Below are 15685 nucleotides of genomic sequence, written 5' to 3'. Positions count from 1 at the left end.
GGGGCCCCCCCCCGCCAGCCCGGTCTTGGGCGCCGGGCTTGCACCCCCCCCCCCCCCCGCCCCCCCCCCCCCCCCCCCCCGCCCCCGCGGCCCCCCCCCCCCCCCCCCCGCCTCTATCCGGGATTCAGCCTGCGGCTATCAGCCCTGGGTGTGGAACTTGCCGGTCAGCTTCGCGATCAGGTCGCGGAACATCGACAGCGGCGAGGAGTCGGCCGTGGCCAGCGCCGGGGTCTCCGTCTTCGGGGTGAACTTCGCGTCCTCCAGGCTGGGCAGCTTGGCGGTGTGCAGTTCGGGCGCACCCGGCAGGGCCGGGGTCGCGGGCAGAGCCGGAGCGGCCGGGGCCGAGGACAGGCCCGGGGCCTCGTCGGCACGCTGCGCCGGGGTCGGCAGCTGCGGCGCGCCGCCGCCCAGGTGACCCAGGTTGCTCAGCTTGCCACCCGCGTTGCCCAGGTTCGCCAGCTGCTTCTGGATCGACTCCAGTCCGGACAGCTGCACCGGCGTGCTCTTCACCGGCGAGTCCGCACGCTCCGCGGCGGGCATCGTCTGGGCCGCGCCCGGCAGGCCCGGCACCCCGTTGGCGGGCAGCGCGGGCAGGGTGGTGGCACCCAGCTCGGAACCCTTCGGCAGGTCGAGCGGCAGCGAGGAGTCCTCGCCGTTGATCGACGTGACGTCCTTGGTGTCCGAGTCCGCGTTCGCCAGGACCGGCACCTCGAGGGCGTCGGCCGGGACGATCAGGACCAGCGGGTGGTGCAGGTTGACACCGGACAGGCTGCCCGAGTCACCGTCGGTGACGGCGTCGCCGCCGACCTGGCCGATGGTCTGGTTGTCGGCCTGCGCCTTCGACACGGAACCGACCGCGGCCACGGCGTCGCCGAAGGCCTTCGGGTCCGCGGCGGCCGGGATGTCCAGGATGTCGCCGGACAGCGAGCCCTCGACGCCCGAGGTGGACAGGTTCCCACCGGAGGTGCTGTTGGTGGTGTCGGTGCCGGTGCCGTGGGCGATGCCGCCCGCGCCGGAGACCGCGTCGTTGGCGGCCGGGACGACCGGGAGCGCCTCGGCGCCGACGATGTCCCCGGCGATCGCGCCACCGTCACCGTTGGTGGCCGAGTCGCCACCCGCGGTCGACACGACGTCGTTCACGCTGGTGCCACGGCCGATACCCGCGGCGCCGACGCCGTGTCCGGCGACCGGCACGGACCCGCCGATGGGGCCCTGCACGATGTTGCCCGCGAGCGCGCCGTCCTTGCCGCTCGCGGTGCCCTTGCCACCGGCCTTGGAGTCGGTCAGGTTGTCGCTGGCGCCGGTGCCGATGCCGGCGAGGGCACCACCGATGCCGTGCACCTGCGTGGGCTCGGACACCGGCACGTGGACCAGGTTGCCCGCGCCGGCGCCCTTGTCACCGGTCGCGTGGACGTCGCCGCCCGCGTTCGAGGTGGTGTCGCCGCTGGCCTTGCCGTGGCCCTGGCCGATGAAGGTGCCGCCGACGCCGAACGCCTGAACCGGCAGGGAGACCGGCGTGGTGGCGAGGTTGGAGCTGAGGAAACCGTTGTCGTCGTTGGTGTTCCCGCCGCCGCCACCGGAGACGGTCTTGGTCTCCTGCGCGGTGCCGGAGCCCTGGCCGATGAACGAACCGCCGGTGCCGAGCACCTCGGTCGGAACCGCTGTCGGCACCTGGACAATGTTGCCCGACCCGGAGGAGTCGTTGCCGGTGGTGCCGTCGTACGCGCCCGCCGTGACGTTCTTCGTCTCGGTGGCCGAGGCGGTGCCCTGCCCGATGAACGAGCCGCCGACGCCGTAGACCTCGGGGGCCAGCGCGTCCTGCGTGTTGACCACGTTGCCGGTCAGCGTCGAGTTGTCACCGGTGGTGTGGCTGCCGTTGCCGGCGTTCGCGGTGACGTCGTTGACGCACCCGGCGGCGTTGGCGTTACCGATGTGCGAGCCACCGATGCAGGTGACCTCGACCGGCGCGGCCAGCGCCGGGTCGACGACGTTCGCCGAACCCGCGGCGCCGTCGCCCGTGCTCTGCACGAAGCCGCCGGCGTCGACGTTGCTGCCGGTGGTGTTGCCGCTGGCCTGGCGCTCCATGGCCCCCGGCTTGCCGGTGGCCGCGTTGCCGATCCAGGTCGCCGCCACGTTGCTGACGTTCGCGACGTCCGCGGTCTGCGGCGCGAGCACGGTGCCGTCCGCGAAGGAGTTCTGCCCGGTCGTCTGGACGTAGGCCGGGGTGTCCTTGAAGCCGGGGGTCTTGTCCCCGGCCTTGGCGTCCGCGGTGGAGTTCGAGTTCGAGTGGGCGTTGGAGCCCCACGCGCTCGCCGCGTTGTCGTTGAACTTCACCGGCAGCGCGACCGGCACGGCGCCGACGTTGCCGCTGGCCGCGCCTTCGTCGCCCGCAGTCTTGATCCAGCCACCGGAGGTGGCCGAGGTGTCGGCGTTGTAGCCCTCGCTGTGCGCGTTGCCCAGGATCCAGGACGCGGCGTTGCCGGTCACCTGGACCGGGGTCGCCAGCTGTCCGCCGACCACGTTGCCCGACGCGCTGGCGTCGTTGCCGTTGGTGGTGGTGTTGCCGGTCTCGGTCGCGCTCTGGCTGGCCGAGCCGCCGTTGACGCGGCCGCTGCCGCCCGCGAGCCCGACGCCGTTGCCCGCGAGCTGGACGGGGGCCGCCCAGTCGAGGTTGACGACGTTCCCAGCGAGGCCGGAGCCCTCACCGGTGGTGTCGACGTCCTGGTTGTGGGTCCAGGTCTGCTGGTGGTTGCCACCCTCGACCTTCGCGTCGCCGAGGACGGCGACCGCGTTGTCCACGATCTGGATCGGGACGACGACGTCACCGACGACCTTGTTGCCCTTGAGGTTGTGGCCGCTCGGGGTGAAGGCCCCCGCGCCGTCAGCCTTGGTGGCACCGCCGAGGGTGCTCTGGCTGATGGGGCTGGCCTGGTCGATCTGCTTGGCGGCCTCGTTCGCCGCCTTGGTGACCGGCTTGGTGCTCAGCTCGGTCTTCCCGGCGGGCAGGTCGGCCTGCCCGAAGGGGGTGCCGATCGCGTTGTTGGCTTCATCGATCGGAACGGTGACGTTCAGGTCGAGCGGCGAGGCAGGGGTGTCGGGGCTGACAGGGTTCTCGTCAGCCGAGGCGATGCCGGTACCCAGCATCAACAACCCACCCGTGACCAACGCGGTCTGGAGTCCGCGCTTTGCCCAGGTCTGCATGGGGTTTTTCTCCTTATATTTCGGGTTCCCTTGCGGGCTTGTGGGGTGCGGCTCATCGCGAGAAGAAGACGCACCGATAGGGGAAAGAAGGTGCGGGCGCGCATCAGCGGCCGCGGCGTATGCGGGGCTGAAGGAGCGGACGCGTCACCGGCACATCAGAAGGTGGCGGCGAAGGGCGCGTCGGCTGCCCCGCGGTGAAGGTGAATCAGTCGGGAGTGACGCCGGGCTGGTGGCCCGGGGAAAGCGGCGTGTGCCGCAGGCCGGAGCGGGTGGCACCCGCGACGGCGTTGTCGACGGCGGCGGCGACCCAGGCGGGAACGCCGAAGGTCATGCCGTCGAGGTGACCACCGGGAGCGGAACCGCCACCGGGGGCTGTGGGGATGGACGGCGGCGCGAGCGGAAGCTGCACCGGCGACAACGGAGCCGACGGCAGATCGCGGTGCCCGTTACGGGAGGACCGCTCGGTGCCGGAACCGTCGAGATCGGAAACGTGCTGCGTGGCGCCCTGCATCGCGTAAGCGGCCTGGAGCGCGGCGGGAAGCTGGACCGTGGCGGGCTCGACCGGACCGGAAACGTGGCCGGGAGCGCCGCCGGTGGCGGGGGTGGCCGGCTCGACCGGGGAACCCGGGAGCGCGGGCAGCGTGGGCACGATGTCGTGGTGGGCGTTCGGGTCGAGCAGCTGCCAGACCTTGCGACCGAAGTCTTCCGCGCCCGGCGCGGGGGTGAAGGTGTCGCCGAGGACCTGGCGGGTGTCCTCCGGCTTGCGGGCGATGTGCTCGAACGCGCCGAGCGTGCGCTCCGCCGGGGCCACCACCGCGTCGTTCGCGAGACCGGACACGGCGTCGGTGACGCGGTCGGAGGTCTTCTGCTCGATCGAGCGGTGCGTGCCGTGCTGCCGCAGCGAGCCGGTGGCCTCCTCGCGGGCCGCGTCCACCGCGCAGGCGGTGTGCGATCCGCCAGGCTCGCCCGCGGTCTGCGGCATGGACCAGGTGGTGGCGTCCTGCTGGCAGGAGAGGCCGGCGACGGCACCGGTCGCGGCACCCGCGACCTGACCGGCGAAGCGGGACGCGCCACCGGTCGCGTCGCCCAGCCCGGCAGTGGTGGCGTCGGTGACCGGGGTGACACTGGCGGTGCCCGTCTGCACGGCGTCGGCCGTGGAGGAAGCAGAAGCGGCAGCACCGGAGACGAGCCACGCGGCGGCGGTGCCCGCCACGGCGCCACCCACGACGAACAGCGCACGCGACGCGAGACGGCCGAAGCGCTTCGCGCCCCGCCTCTCGTTCGCCGCTGCGTTCGCCACGCGTGCTTCTCCTCGTCTGCCTTGCCGAATTTCGGATCTGAATGAGTGCTTCGGGGCGGAATTCGAAGTTCCACTCGCCGTTGCGGGACCGAGACAATCAGCCCGGGAGGTCGATTCGCATCCTCGACACGGCTTGATACCACCATCGTGTGATGAACACAGCGTGTTTTCGAATGTAACCGTCCGTCATCGATCCAGGCGAAGGCCCGGTTACCGCACGGTCGGGTGACGTCGTCACCGACAGTGGCTTGTAGGCCGCGTCACACCAGGCAAAACGGACGACGGCACGGCCGGGGACAGTGTCCAAATCAGCCGGGAAGATCCGGCCGACCGATACGGTGGGCCGGTGAGCCAGCCTCAGCGCGCGCGACGCGAAGAACCGTTCCTGCCGGAGCCGGAGGACATCATCGGGCTCATTCCCCGTGGCCTGCGGGTGAGCGCCGCACTGGCGTGGCGGTTCATCGTGGTGGCCGCCGCGCTCTACGCCGTCGTCTGGCTGATCGGCTACCTCGGCGTGGTGGTCGTCCCGCTGTCGATCGCGCTGCTGCTCGCGGCGCTGCTCGGCCCGGCGGTCTCCCGGCTGGTCAAATGGCGCGTCCCGCGGGGTCTGGCCACCGGGATCATGATCATCGCCGCGCTCGCGGTACTCGGCGGTCTGCTGACGTTCGTCATCACGCAGATCTCCGACGGCATGCCGCAGCTGCAGAAACAGCTCACCGAAAGCCTGAACCAGATCAAGAACTGGCTCATCAACGGGCCGCCGCATCTGAAGCAGGAACAGATCCAGGACTTCATCAACCAGGCCATCGACCTGCTGCAGAAGAACCAGCTGTCGATCACCACCACGGCACTGACCACAGCGGGCACGGTCGGCGAGATCCTCACCGGTTTCGTGCTGACGCTGTTCATCCTGATCTTCTTCCTCACCGGCGGCGAGGGCATCTGGACGTTCCTGACCCGCGGCATCCCCCGGCAGGTGCGCCGCCGGTTCGACGTCGCCGGGCGCCGGGGCTTCGCCTCGCTCGTCAGCTACGTCCGTGCCACCGCGGCGGTCGCGGTCGTGGACGCGGTGGGCATCGGCATCGGACTGGCGATCGTGGGGGTCCCGCTCGTCGTCCCGCTGGCGACGTTGGTGTTCCTCGGCGCGTTCATCCCGATCATCGGTGCCGTCATCACGGGCGGGGTCGCGGTGCTCGTCGCGCTGGTGACCAAGGGCTTCGTCGGCGCGCTCATCGTGCTGGCCATCGTCATCGGCGTGATGCAGCTGGAGAGCCACATCCTGCAGCCGCTGCTGCTCGGGCGCGCGGTGAAGCTGCACCCGCTGGCCGTGGTCCTCGCGATCACCGCCGGCCTGGTCGCGGCCGGGATCGCCGGCGCGCTGCTCGCGGTGCCGCTGCTGGCCGTGGTGAATTCCGGCGTCCGGTCCTTCCTGCACGAGGGCGAGACGGATCCGGGCACCGTCGACGTGATGGACACCGCGGCGGCCAACCCGGACACCGACCCGCACGCGGAGACCGACGACAAGGGCAAGAAATCGGACACCGGGAAAACCGAGTCGTGATCGCGCCGGTCGCCCGCGACCCGGCGACACCGCTGTGGCGTGGGGTGATCGTGCTGCGGGTGGTCACGCTGCTGTTCGCCGTCGGCGCGGTCTTCGTGCACCGGGCCGAGTACCAGCGGGAATGGCTGGCGTGGACGGTCCTCGGCGTGATGGCGGCCTGGACGCTGGTGACGAGCGTGTTCTACGCCTACGAATCCGGACGGTGGCGTGGCCTCGTCGTCGTCGACGTGCTGTTGACCTGCGCGCTGATGCTGACTTCGCCGCTGGTCTTGTCGGACGCCCAGTACGCGAAGACGGCGCCGCTCATCACGACGGTGTGGGTGGCGGTCGCGCCGCTCACCGCGGGCGCGCGGTTCGGCGCGTCCGGCGGTGTGGTGGCCGGGCTGGTCATCGCCGTCGGCACCGGGTTCGCGCGGATGCGGTTCGACCTCGACGTCGCCCGCGACGGCGTGCTGTTGTGCGCGAGCGCGCTGCTGGTCGGGATGGCCGCGACGACGGCGCGTCGCTCGGCGGAGCGGTTGGCGCGAGCGTTGCGGACGGAAGCGGCGACGGCGGAGCGGGAACGGCTGGCACGGACGATCCACGACAGCGTGTTGCAGGTGCTGGCCAGGGTTCGCCGCCGCGGTGGTGAACTCGGCGGCGAGGCGGCCGAACTCGCCCGGCTGGCCGGTGAGCAGGAGATCGCGTTGCGCGCGCTGGTGACGACGGAACCGGTGAAGCCGAGCGGCCGGGGCACCACCGATCTGCGCTCGGCGCTGCAGTTGCTGGCGACGCCGTCGGTACAGGTGTCGACACCGGCGGGCGAGGTCGAGTTGCCCGCCCACGTCACCGACGAACTGGTCGCGGTCACCCGCGAGGCACTGTCCAATGTGGAGAAACACGCGGGGCCGGACGCGCACGCGTGGGTGTTGCTGGAGGATCTGGGGGGCGAGGTCGTGGTGAGCATCCGCGACGACGGCCCCGGCATTCCCGACGGCGCGCTGGAACGCGCGGCGGCACAGGGACATCTGGGAGTGGTGGAGTCCATCCGGGGGAGGGTGCGCGATCTCGGCGGGAGCGCGGCGCTGGACACCGCGCCGGGCAGCGGCACGGAGTGGGAAGTCAGGGTCCCGACCAGGAGGGGAACACGATGACGGACGAGCCGGGCAAGGTGTCGGTGATGGTGGTCGACGATCACCCGATCTGGCGGGACGGCGTGGCACGCGACCTGGCCGAGCACGGTTTCGACGTCCGGGCGACGGCCCCGGACGCGCCGGCGGCGCTGCGGATCGCGCGGGCGGTGCGCCCGGACGTCGTGCTGATGGACCTCAACCTCGGGGAGACCTCGGGAGTCGACGCGACCAGGGAGATCACCGCCGCGCTGCCCGAGACCAAGGTGCTGGTGCTGTCCGCGAGCGGTGAGCACAGCGACGTGCTCGAGGCGGTGAAGGCGGGCGCGTCCGGCTACCTGGTCAAATCGGCGTCGGCGGTCGAGCTGGTGGACGCGGTGCGCCGGACGGCGGCGGGCGATCCGGTGTTCACCGCCGGACTGGCCGGGCTGGTGCTCGGCGAGTACCGGCGGATGGCCGACGCCCCGGCGGACGGCTCCGGGGGCGCCGAACCGCCGCGGCTCACCGAGCGCGAGACCGAGGTGCTGCGGCTGGTCGCGAAGGGGCTGACGGCCCGGCAGATCGCCGAGAAACTGGTGCTCTCGCACCGCACGGTCGAGAACCACGTGCAATCGACACTGCGGAAACTCCAGCTGCACAACCGAGTCGAACTGGCCCGCTACGCCATCGAACACGGACTGGACGCGGAGTAGCGCTCACAGCGTCACGATGGTCTGGCCGCGTTCGGCCGGCGGCTTCATCTTGCCGAGCCGCCATGCGGGCTCGCCAGGATGCCAGGCGCCGACGACGTCGTCGGCGAGCACCAGATCGCCCGCGTCGCTCCAGTCGAGCCCGGAGTGCTTGAGCCCGCTCGCCGTCGCGTAGGGCATCGACGGCACGTGACGCCAGGTCGGCGCGCCGAGATCCAGCAGCCACACGTCCCGCGTCTGGACGCTCGATCCGTGCCAAGCCGGATCCCCGAACTCCACCGCGACCAGCTGCCCGTCGCGGCTGGGCAGCGCGTTCGCCGTGCCGTTGGGCACCGGCCGGGCGAGCTGCGTCCGGGTCCCGTCGCGCAGGTCGAGCACGGTGAAGTCGATCAGCCCGCCGATCAGCAGCCGATCACCCGCGATCGCCATGATCCGCGGGAACTGGTGGATGGTCCGGCCGGTTTCCGGGTCGATCAGCACGTCCTCGCTCTGGGCGACGTCCCCGTTGACCGTGATGAGGAGCCCGCGTGCGGATTCCTGGCGGACGATCGTGCGGCAACTGGCGGGCGTACCGGGGCCGGCCGCCTTCCCGGCCAGGGAGACGCGCTGGAGACGGCAATCCTCCGGAGCGTCCTCACGGATCAGCCACAGGCTTTCCCGGTCGGCTCCCGGCGCCGCGCTGCGTGCCTTGCCCAACGAGCGCGGTGAGCTGCCGGGATCGGCGTAGACGTACACGTTCCACGGCTCGCACGTGGCCGTGCACATCGGCGCGTCGAGCAGTACCGGGGTGGTCCCCACCCGCAGCAGCGAGGTCAGCCGTTGCCCTCCCGCCGCGCCCTTCAACGGGACGAGCGCGCCCGTGTCGGCGTCGAAAACGCCGGGTGGCGACGTGTGCAGTACAAGCCGGACCCCGATCCCGCCCGTCGCGGGTACTCCGGCGAGCCCTGGCGCCGGTGACGCCGTCGAGGTCGCGGGCGGCACGTACGGCGGAGGACCGGTGGTACATCCGGCCAGCACGAAGCCCGCCGCGATGACCGCAGCGAGCGCGCGAATTACGGGTCCGTTCAGGGTTTTTCCCCGATCTCCCATGGCAATCAGGGTTTTACCATCGTGACCATGGGCGAGGAAGAGGCAACCGAGACCGTGACCGAGACGAAGCCGTTGGGCCCGCGCGACCTGCGGGTGTCCGACAGCGAGCGGGAACATGTGGTCGAGGTCCTGCAGAAGGCGATCGGGCGCGGCATGCTCGACCTCGACGAGTTCACCGAACGGACCGACCGCGCGCTCGCCGCGCGGACCCGGGGCGACCTGAACGCGGTCCTCGCCGACCTGCCCGGCCTGGTGCACCCGGACGCCGCGACGGCGCCGGTGCCGAGCCAGTACGCGCCGCCCGCGATGCTCCCGACCTTCGGCCAGGCGGTGGTGCTGCAGTCGAAGTACGGGTCGATCCTGCGCCAGGGCCCGTGGCTGGTGCCCGCCGAACTGGTCGTCCGCAACAAGTACGGGGGCACGAAGCTCGACTTCAGCCAGGCGGAGATCCCGCACCGGGTGGTGCAGATCCACATCGACTGCAAATGGGGCTCGGTGGAGATCATCATCCCGCAGCACGCGGCGGTCGACATGAACAGCATCGGCGAGGCCAAGTTCGGTTCGATCGAGGACAAGACCTATTCGAACGGCCGCCAGGGAAACCCGCTCTTCGTGCTCACGGGCCGAGTCCACGGCGGCGGGCTGGTCGTCCGGAATCCGCGCCGCGGCATCTTCGGCTGAGCGTGCTCAGCGGCCGCTGCTGACGCAGGTACCGGCACACGAAACCGGCGACGACGGTGAGCACGATCGCGCTGATCACGGCCACCACGTTCAGGCCGCTCGTGAAGGCCTCGGGCGCCGGGACCGCGTCGGCGATCCTCGCGCGGGCGACGGCGTTGCCCGCCGTGCCGACGGTCGCGATGCCCACCGAGAATGCCAGGAACTTCGTGGGCGGCTTGAGTGCGGCGTGAAGCGTATTTGCGCAGTTCGAAGGCCCGCGGCCGCTTTTCTCGGAGGTGCGAGGCAGGAATCGGGTGGGTCGGTCCGTGAAGGCCCCCTTCACGGACTCTAAGTCCCTCAAGGGGGCCTTCACGGACTTGCAGACACCGACAAAGGGCAGAGAACCGGGCAATTCGACCACCGAAGCGTCCTTTGTGGACGATTCTGGGATCTCAGGTGCCACCACTCAAGTCCCTGGCATTGGCGGTCCGTGCACCGACAGCGTCCGTCAGCACGTCCCCGGCGCAGTGCCCGAAGCGTGAGTAAAGGTCCCTTGCTCCCGCCGCCGAGGTCAGCGGGCGGTGGCTGCCCTGGCCGCGGCGGGGTCGGCGGCGGCCAGCGCGGCGGCGGCGAGCGTCTCGCATTCGGCCAGGGTCGCCGACGCGAGCGAGGCACCAACCGCCCGCACGGCGGGCGCGTTCATCGACAGGCTGGTCAGGCCCAATCCGGCGAGCACGAGAGCAAGGCGCGGATCGGCCGCGGCCTCGCCGCAGACCCCGGCGGGCTTGCCGGTCGCCTTCGCCGCGTCGCCGATGAATCGCAGCAGGCGAAGCAGGCCGGGCTGCCACGGGTCGTTGAGCTTCGCGACCGCGCCGAGCTGCCGATCGGCGGCGAACGTGTACTGCGCGAGATCGTTGGTACCGACCGACACGAAGTCGACCGCGTCGAGGATCTCCCGGGCGGTCAGCGCGGCCGCCGGGATTTCGATCATCACCCCGGCGCGTGCGATGCCCGCCGCGCGGACGCGCTCGGCGAACCAGGCGGCTTCCTCGGCGGTCGCGACCATCGGCGCCATGACCGACACCTCGGCGCCGGAGTCCTGTGCGGCGCCCGCGATGGCTTCGAGCTGCCGGTCGAGGACGTCCGGGCGGTCGAACGCGATCCGCAGGCCGCGCACGCCGAGCGCCGGGTTCGGCTCGGCCTCGGGGGAGAGGAAGGCGAGCGGCTTGTCGGCGCCGGCGTCCAGGGTCCGGACGATGACGGGCTTGCCGCGGAACGGCGCCAGCACCGCGGTGTAGGCCTTCCGTTGTTCCTCGACGGAAGGCTCACTGGGCGCGTCGAGATAGCAGAATTCGGTGCGGAACAGGCCGACGCCCTCGGCGCCCGCGTCGGCTGCGGCCTGCGCGTCGGTGGCCGAGCCGACGTTGCCGTAGACCTTGACGCGGTGGCCGTCGGCGGTCGCGCCGGTGCCGTTCCACTCGACCTGGCCGAGCGCGGCCGCGGTCACGATCGGCGCGGCCGGATCGGCGAGCCGGACCGTTCCGGTGTCGCCGTCGACAGCCAACGCGGCGGCGTCGAGCGCCAGCAGCCCGCGCACGGCGACCACCGCGGGAATGCCGAGCGCGCGGGCGAGGATGGCGGTATGGCTGGTCGGCCCGCCCTCCTCGGTGACGAGCGCGAGCACCTTCGCCGGGTCGAGGCCCGCGGTGTCGGCCGGGGCGAGGTCGCGCGCCACCAGCACGCTGGGCGAGGTCAGCTCGGGCACGCCCGGCGGGGCGATGCCGAGCAGTTCGGCGACGAGCCGGTCGCGGACGTCCCGGATGTCGCGGACCCGTTCGGCCATGTACCCACCGGCCGCGGCCAGCGCCTCGGCGAACTTCTCCGCGGCCTGGTGGACGGCACGGGCGGCGGGCAGGTTCTGCGTCTTGACCAGCTGTTCGGCCTGCGAGGCGAGTGCCGGGTCGGCGGCCATCGCGGCGGTCGTGATCAGGATCGTCGCGGCCTCGCCGGTCGCGCTCTCGGCCTGCTTCTCCAGCCGTGCGGCGACGGCCTGCGCGGCGGGCGCGATGCGGGCCGCCTCGGCCGCCGGGTCGGCGGGCGCGGGCGTCGCGGCGGGTTCACCCAGCGGCTCGGCGACGCGGACAACGGGACCACTGGCACGACCGGGGCTGACGGCTACTCCGGTCAGCGACGATCCCGCCGACGTACTTCCCACCGCGGAGGCGGCATCCGACTCAGACATGGTCTAGACCATAGCTCAAGTAGGCGGCGATCTCGCGGGGTGGAGCGCACCGGCCTTCCGATCGCACCCGGTCGAGTACCGGCCGCACCTCCTCGTGCCACCAGGCCTCGGCGAGCTCCTCCCTGGTCCGCACCGGTTTTCCCGCCAGTCCCCGTCGAAATCCCCACGCTTCGGCCGCGTCGGCAAGGCGGAGCCAGTCTGCCGGGTCGTCGAGCCACAGCCTGGTGCGGACGTCGTCGGCGAGCGGAACGCGCTCGAGGAATCTGCGCTCGGCCGACTTCTGCGGCAGGTGCGCGAGGGTGATGCACCGCTCCAGGAACGCGATCGTGCAGATCTTCCGCACCCGCGCCCGGATCGTCGCGGCCCCGCGGACCCGGGAGATCGACACGCGGTGGTGGCCGTCCTCGACGAAGTACAGCTCGCCGATCCGGACCAGCCGCACCGGCGGCAGATCGGCCGACGTCCCAGCCAGCGCCTCCCAGCGTTCCTTCAGCGCGCGGTTGCGCGGCCGGAATTCCCGGTCGAAGTCACCCACCCTGGCAACCGTCCCCACCACAGCGTCGAGCACGACGTCCCGCTCGCCCTCGTCCGCTTCGCTCTGTCTGCCGAGCGCCGCCAGCGTCTCGTCGAGCGGCATGATCGCCAGGTCTTCGCGCCGGCGCGCACGCTGGGCGAGGTGGCCACGCCACCACGCCGAGCCGAAGGAATCCGCGGTCATGCAGGGTCCAACGTCCCCGGCCCAGCGGGTCATTCCCCCAGTTCGGCGGCGGTGGGATAGGAGGGCTGGGCGCCGTGGCGGGTGACGCTGACCGCGGCGACCTTGACCGCGCGCCGGGCCGCGTCGACAAGTCCGGACCCCGCCGCGAGCGACGCGGCGAGCGCGCCGGCGAAGGCGTCCCCGGCTCCCGTGGTGTCGACCGGCTCGACCTTGGGCGACGCCACCTCGGTGACGTTCTCGCTCTCGACCACGACCACTCCGGCCGCGCCAAGGGTGACGACCGCGGCGCGCGGACCGCGTTCGAGCAGCCGCCGCGGATCCGCGCCCGGTTCCTCGCCGAGTAGCCAGGCGGCCTCGTGCTCGTTGACCAGCAGGACGTCGAGCGCGGCGAGTGTTTCGCGGGAGACTTCGGCGACCGGTGAGAGGTTGAGCAGGACTCGCACACCCTTCGCCGCGGCCGCCGCGACCGCGTGCTCGATGGTCGGCACCGGCAACTCGAGCGAGGCCACCAACACCTTGACGCCGTCGAGAGCGCTGTCGACGTCTTCTGGCCGCAGGCTGGAATTGGCGCCGGGGGACACGAGAATCGCGTTTTCGCCGTCCGGTGTCACCGTGATGTAGGCGATTCCGGTCGGACGATCACTGGTCCGGACCAGCTCCGTGGACACCCCGGCCTCGCGCAGCGACTCGAGCAGCAGCGCACCGTAGGAATCGTCGCCGACCGCACCGAGCAACGCGACGTCCGCGCCGAGCCGACCGGCCGCGACCGCCGTGTTGGCTCCCTTGCCGCCGGGGAAAATGGCCGTGTCGCCGCCGAGAACGGTCTCGCCGCCGCCCGGCCTGCGCTCGACCGGAACGACCAGATCGGCGTTCGCGGGCCCCACGATCAGTACGTCGGCACACATGGCCCCAACTCTGCCATGCGTGCCATTCCCGTTGAGCGGCAACCACCAGTCCTGGGAAGATGAAGGTTTTTGTAACTTATCCGCCGCACGGTGCGACAATCAGTCGTGCAGCGGCCAGCCACTCACTCGATCGGGGGAACTGAGTCCCCCAGGCGTCACTTCGACGAGCGACTGCCGCTCTCTTGATGCGTTGCCGCGGCAAAGCGGTGACGTTGCCCGAACCGGCCTGAGAAACCGGGCAGGGCATCGGGTCGCCGGTGCCGATCACGTAGCCCCCCGAGTGATCGGCACCGGCGGCGCCCCGGTTTTCGCTACTCCACTTCGGTGGACATCCTGGCGCCGACTGTCACACCCAGTTCGTAGCTTTCGGGTATGACTTTCTTCGACGGGAAACGCGCGGTGTACGCCATATCTCGTCGCGAGATTCGCGACTTTCGGCTTTTGCTGGATGACAGGCGCGATTGCTCGCCCCTTGACGGCACGTTCCTGATCAGCTCGGCCGCGCTGCCACCTAGAATGTCCGGATGAGCCACCCCACCCGACGGGGTCGCGCGCGGGCAGCGACCGAGCAGGACATCCGGCGGACCGCCCGTGCGCTGCTGGTCGAGCAAGGACCGGAGGCGGTCACCCTGCGGGCGATCGCCCGCGAGCTCGGGATCACCGCGCCCGCCCTCTACCGGTACTACGAATCGCGGGACGACCTCGTCGAGAATCTGCGGCTCGACGTCTGCGCGGATCTCGCCGACGAACTGGCCGACGAAATCGCCGACCTGCCCGACGACGGCACGCTGCAGTTGTTCGCGATCTGCAAGGGGTTCCGGCGCTGGGCGCTGACGCACACCAAGGAGTTCACACTGGTGTTCGCGTCGCCGACGGGCGGCGTGGGCACCGGGGCGGCGAGCGCGCTGCGGCGCTTCGGCGAGCCGTTCGGGCGCATCTTCCTCGCCGCCGCGAGCCGGGTGCTGGCCACGCACGACATCATGACCCCGCCGCCCGACGTGATCCCGCCCGAAATCCGCGACGACCTGGCCCTCTTCCAGCGTGAGCTCCTCGCCGTGCTCACCGAATCGGGGCTCGACCTCCCGGCCGAGAAGCTCGACCTCGGCGTGACGTACCTGATGATCCAGTTCTGGGCCCGGCTCTACGGGCACGTCACGCTCGAGGTCTTCGGCAACTACCCGATCCCGGTGTCGAAGCCGGACGTCCTGTTCGACTCGACACTCGCCGATCTGGCGCGGGAGATCGGGCTCTCGCTCGACTAGGCGGCGTGGCCGCCGTCGACCGACAGGATCGCGGCGGTGACGTAGCCGCTGGCCGGCGCAGCGAGGAACGCCACCGTGTTCGCGACTTCGCCTGCCTCGCCGTACCGGTCGAACACCGTCAGGGAACGCTGGTCGGCGGCGTACGGGCCGTCGGCCGGGTTCATGTCGGTGTCGGTCGGGCCGGGCTGGACGAGGTTCACCGTGATGCCCCGCGGGCCGAGCTCACGGGCGAGCCCCTTGGTGAGCCCGACCATGGCCGTCTTGCTCAGCGCGTACAGCGTCATTCCCGGGCCGGGAACGCGCTCGGCCACGCAGCTGCCGATGGTGATCACGCGACCGCCGTCCCCGAGGTGACCGGCGGCCGCCTTGATCGCCGCGAACACGCCCCGGACGTTGACCGCGAGCACCCTGTCCACGTCTTCGATGCCGGTCGCCTCCAGCGGACCGACGAAGCCGATGCCCGCGTTGTTGACCAGGATGTCGAGCCTGCCGAACTCGGCGACCGTGGCGTCGACCGCCCTGGCCACCGCGCCGGCGTCCGCGCTGTCGGCCTGCACGGCCAGTGCGCGGCGGCCGAGCGCCTTGATCCGGTCCACGATCCCGGCCGCTTTCTCGCCGTTGGCCGCGTACGTCAGCGCGACGTCGGCGCCTTCCTCGGCGAGCCGCAGCGCGGTGGCCGCCCCAATGCCGCGGCTGCCGCCGGTCACCAGCGCCACCTTGCCGTCGAGCGTCATCCCCGTACTCCTTCGATGTGCGTTTTTCCTTACCGCTCCATCGAATCGGGATCCGCGAAGGGAAGCTGGCACCTTTCGGCCGTCACGTTTTCCCGGCCTCGCCCCGGCTTCCCCAGTATTCGGGTGTCCCCCACCCGCTCCGGGGGGCGACCCCGAAATCAGTCTATCGCCGGGAGGGGCCCGAATCCGGGGTTCGGCGAATCTGTGGACAACGG

Annotated in this window: 14 protein-coding genes; 7 read left to right on the top strand and 7 right to left on the bottom strand. The window is 71.4% G+C overall.

From position 1 onward, the window contains the following. Positions 1-138 precede the first annotated feature (138 nt). Both ACFWX1_RS03070 and ACFWX1_RS03065 read right to left on the bottom strand, forming a co-directional pair. A complete protein-coding gene (locus ACFWX1_RS03070; protein WP_378383237.1) occupies positions 139-3201 on the bottom strand; it encodes a beta strand repeat-containing protein in 3063 nt (1020 codons plus the stop codon). A 205-nt stretch (positions 3202-3406) separates the two neighbouring features. After that, on the bottom strand, positions 3407-4501 hold the full coding sequence (locus tag ACFWX1_RS03065; protein WP_378383235.1) for a hypothetical protein: 1095 nt from the start codon (positions 4499-4501) through the stop codon (positions 3407-3409). A gap of 346 nt (positions 4502-4847) precedes the next feature. Between ACFWX1_RS03065 and ACFWX1_RS03060 the strand changes: the two genes are divergently transcribed. The 3 genes from ACFWX1_RS03060 to ACFWX1_RS03050 are packed head-to-tail and all read left to right on the top strand — an operon-like array spanning position 4848 to position 7863. Continuing rightward, positions 4848-6062 (top strand): AI-2E family transporter, encoded by a 1215-nt coding sequence (locus tag ACFWX1_RS03060; protein WP_378383233.1) that lies wholly within the window; start codon positions 4848-4850, stop codon positions 6060-6062. After that, positions 6059-7195 (top strand): MacS family sensor histidine kinase, encoded by a 1137-nt coding sequence (macS, locus tag ACFWX1_RS03055; RefSeq protein ID WP_378383231.1) that lies wholly within the window; start codon positions 6059-6061, stop codon positions 7193-7195. The genes ACFWX1_RS03060 and macS overlap by 4 nt, the downstream gene beginning before the upstream one ends. Next, complete coding sequence (locus tag ACFWX1_RS03050) at positions 7192-7863, top strand: response regulator (RefSeq protein ID WP_378383229.1); 672 nt, start codon at positions 7192-7194, stop codon at positions 7861-7863. Before macS ends, ACFWX1_RS03050 begins: the two co-directional genes overlap by 4 nt. 3 nt (positions 7864-7866) lie before the next feature. Here the strand turns inward: ACFWX1_RS03050 and ACFWX1_RS03045 are convergent, their stop codons facing one another. Then, the gene (locus tag ACFWX1_RS03045; RefSeq protein WP_378383227.1) at positions 7867-8949 is read right to left on the bottom strand and encodes a hypothetical protein; all 1083 of its coding nucleotides are present in this window, start codon (positions 8947-8949) and stop codon (positions 7867-7869) included. A gap of 27 nt (positions 8950-8976) precedes the next feature. Between ACFWX1_RS03045 and ACFWX1_RS03040 the strand changes: the two genes are divergently transcribed. Both ACFWX1_RS03040 and ACFWX1_RS03035 read left to right on the top strand, forming a co-directional pair. Further along, complete coding sequence (locus ACFWX1_RS03040) at positions 8977-9630, top strand: DUF1707 domain-containing protein (protein ID WP_378383225.1); 654 nt, start codon at positions 8977-8979, stop codon at positions 9628-9630. Positions 9631-9686: 56 nt separating this feature from the next. Continuing rightward, positions 9687-9860: a hypothetical protein gene (locus ACFWX1_RS03035; RefSeq protein WP_378383224.1), complete on the top strand. Its 174-nt coding sequence runs from the start codon at positions 9687-9689 to the stop codon at positions 9858-9860. A 320-nt stretch (positions 9861-10180) separates the two neighbouring features. Here ACFWX1_RS03035 and ptsP read toward each other — a convergent pair whose 3' ends face one another. The 3 genes from ptsP to ACFWX1_RS03020 are packed head-to-tail and all read right to left on the bottom strand — an operon-like array spanning position 10181 to position 13474. Continuing rightward, the gene (gene ptsP, locus ACFWX1_RS03030) at positions 10181-11851 is read right to left on the bottom strand and encodes a phosphoenolpyruvate--protein phosphotransferase (RefSeq protein ID WP_378383222.1); all 1671 of its coding nucleotides are present in this window, start codon (positions 11849-11851) and stop codon (positions 10181-10183) included. Then, positions 11844-12569, bottom strand: a complete 726-nt coding sequence (locus tag ACFWX1_RS03025; RefSeq protein ID WP_378383220.1) for a hypothetical protein — start codon at positions 12567-12569, stop codon at positions 11844-11846. Before ACFWX1_RS03025 ends, ptsP begins: the two co-directional genes overlap by 8 nt. 29 nt (positions 12570-12598) lie before the next feature. Next, entirely contained in the window at positions 12599-13474 is an 876-nt protein-coding gene (locus tag ACFWX1_RS03020; protein ID WP_378383218.1) for a ribokinase, read from the bottom strand. Positions 13475-13846: 372 nt separating this feature from the next. Here ACFWX1_RS03020 and ACFWX1_RS03015 point away from each other — a divergent pair, with 372 nt between their 5' ends. After that, a complete protein-coding gene (locus tag ACFWX1_RS03015; RefSeq protein WP_378383216.1) occupies positions 13847-14002 on the top strand; it encodes a hypothetical protein in 156 nt (51 codons plus the stop codon). Further along, positions 13999-14736 (top strand): TetR/AcrR family transcriptional regulator, encoded by a 738-nt coding sequence (locus ACFWX1_RS03010; protein ID WP_378383214.1) that lies wholly within the window; start codon positions 13999-14001, stop codon positions 14734-14736. Before ACFWX1_RS03015 ends, ACFWX1_RS03010 begins: the two co-directional genes overlap by 4 nt. Here ACFWX1_RS03010 and ACFWX1_RS03005 read toward each other — a convergent pair. After that, complete coding sequence (locus ACFWX1_RS03005) at positions 14733-15470, bottom strand: 3-oxoacyl-ACP reductase family protein (protein WP_378383212.1); 738 nt, start codon at positions 15468-15470, stop codon at positions 14733-14735. The genes ACFWX1_RS03010 and ACFWX1_RS03005 overlap by 4 nt on opposite strands. Positions 15471-15685 lie beyond the last annotated feature (215 nt).

Source organism: Amycolatopsis sp. NPDC059021 (genome assembly GCF_042739895.1).
In the GTDB taxonomy this organism is placed as follows: Bacteria; Actinomycetota; Actinomycetes; order Mycobacteriales; family Pseudonocardiaceae; genus Amycolatopsis.
This window is presented reverse-complemented; position numbering and strand designations above follow the sequence as displayed.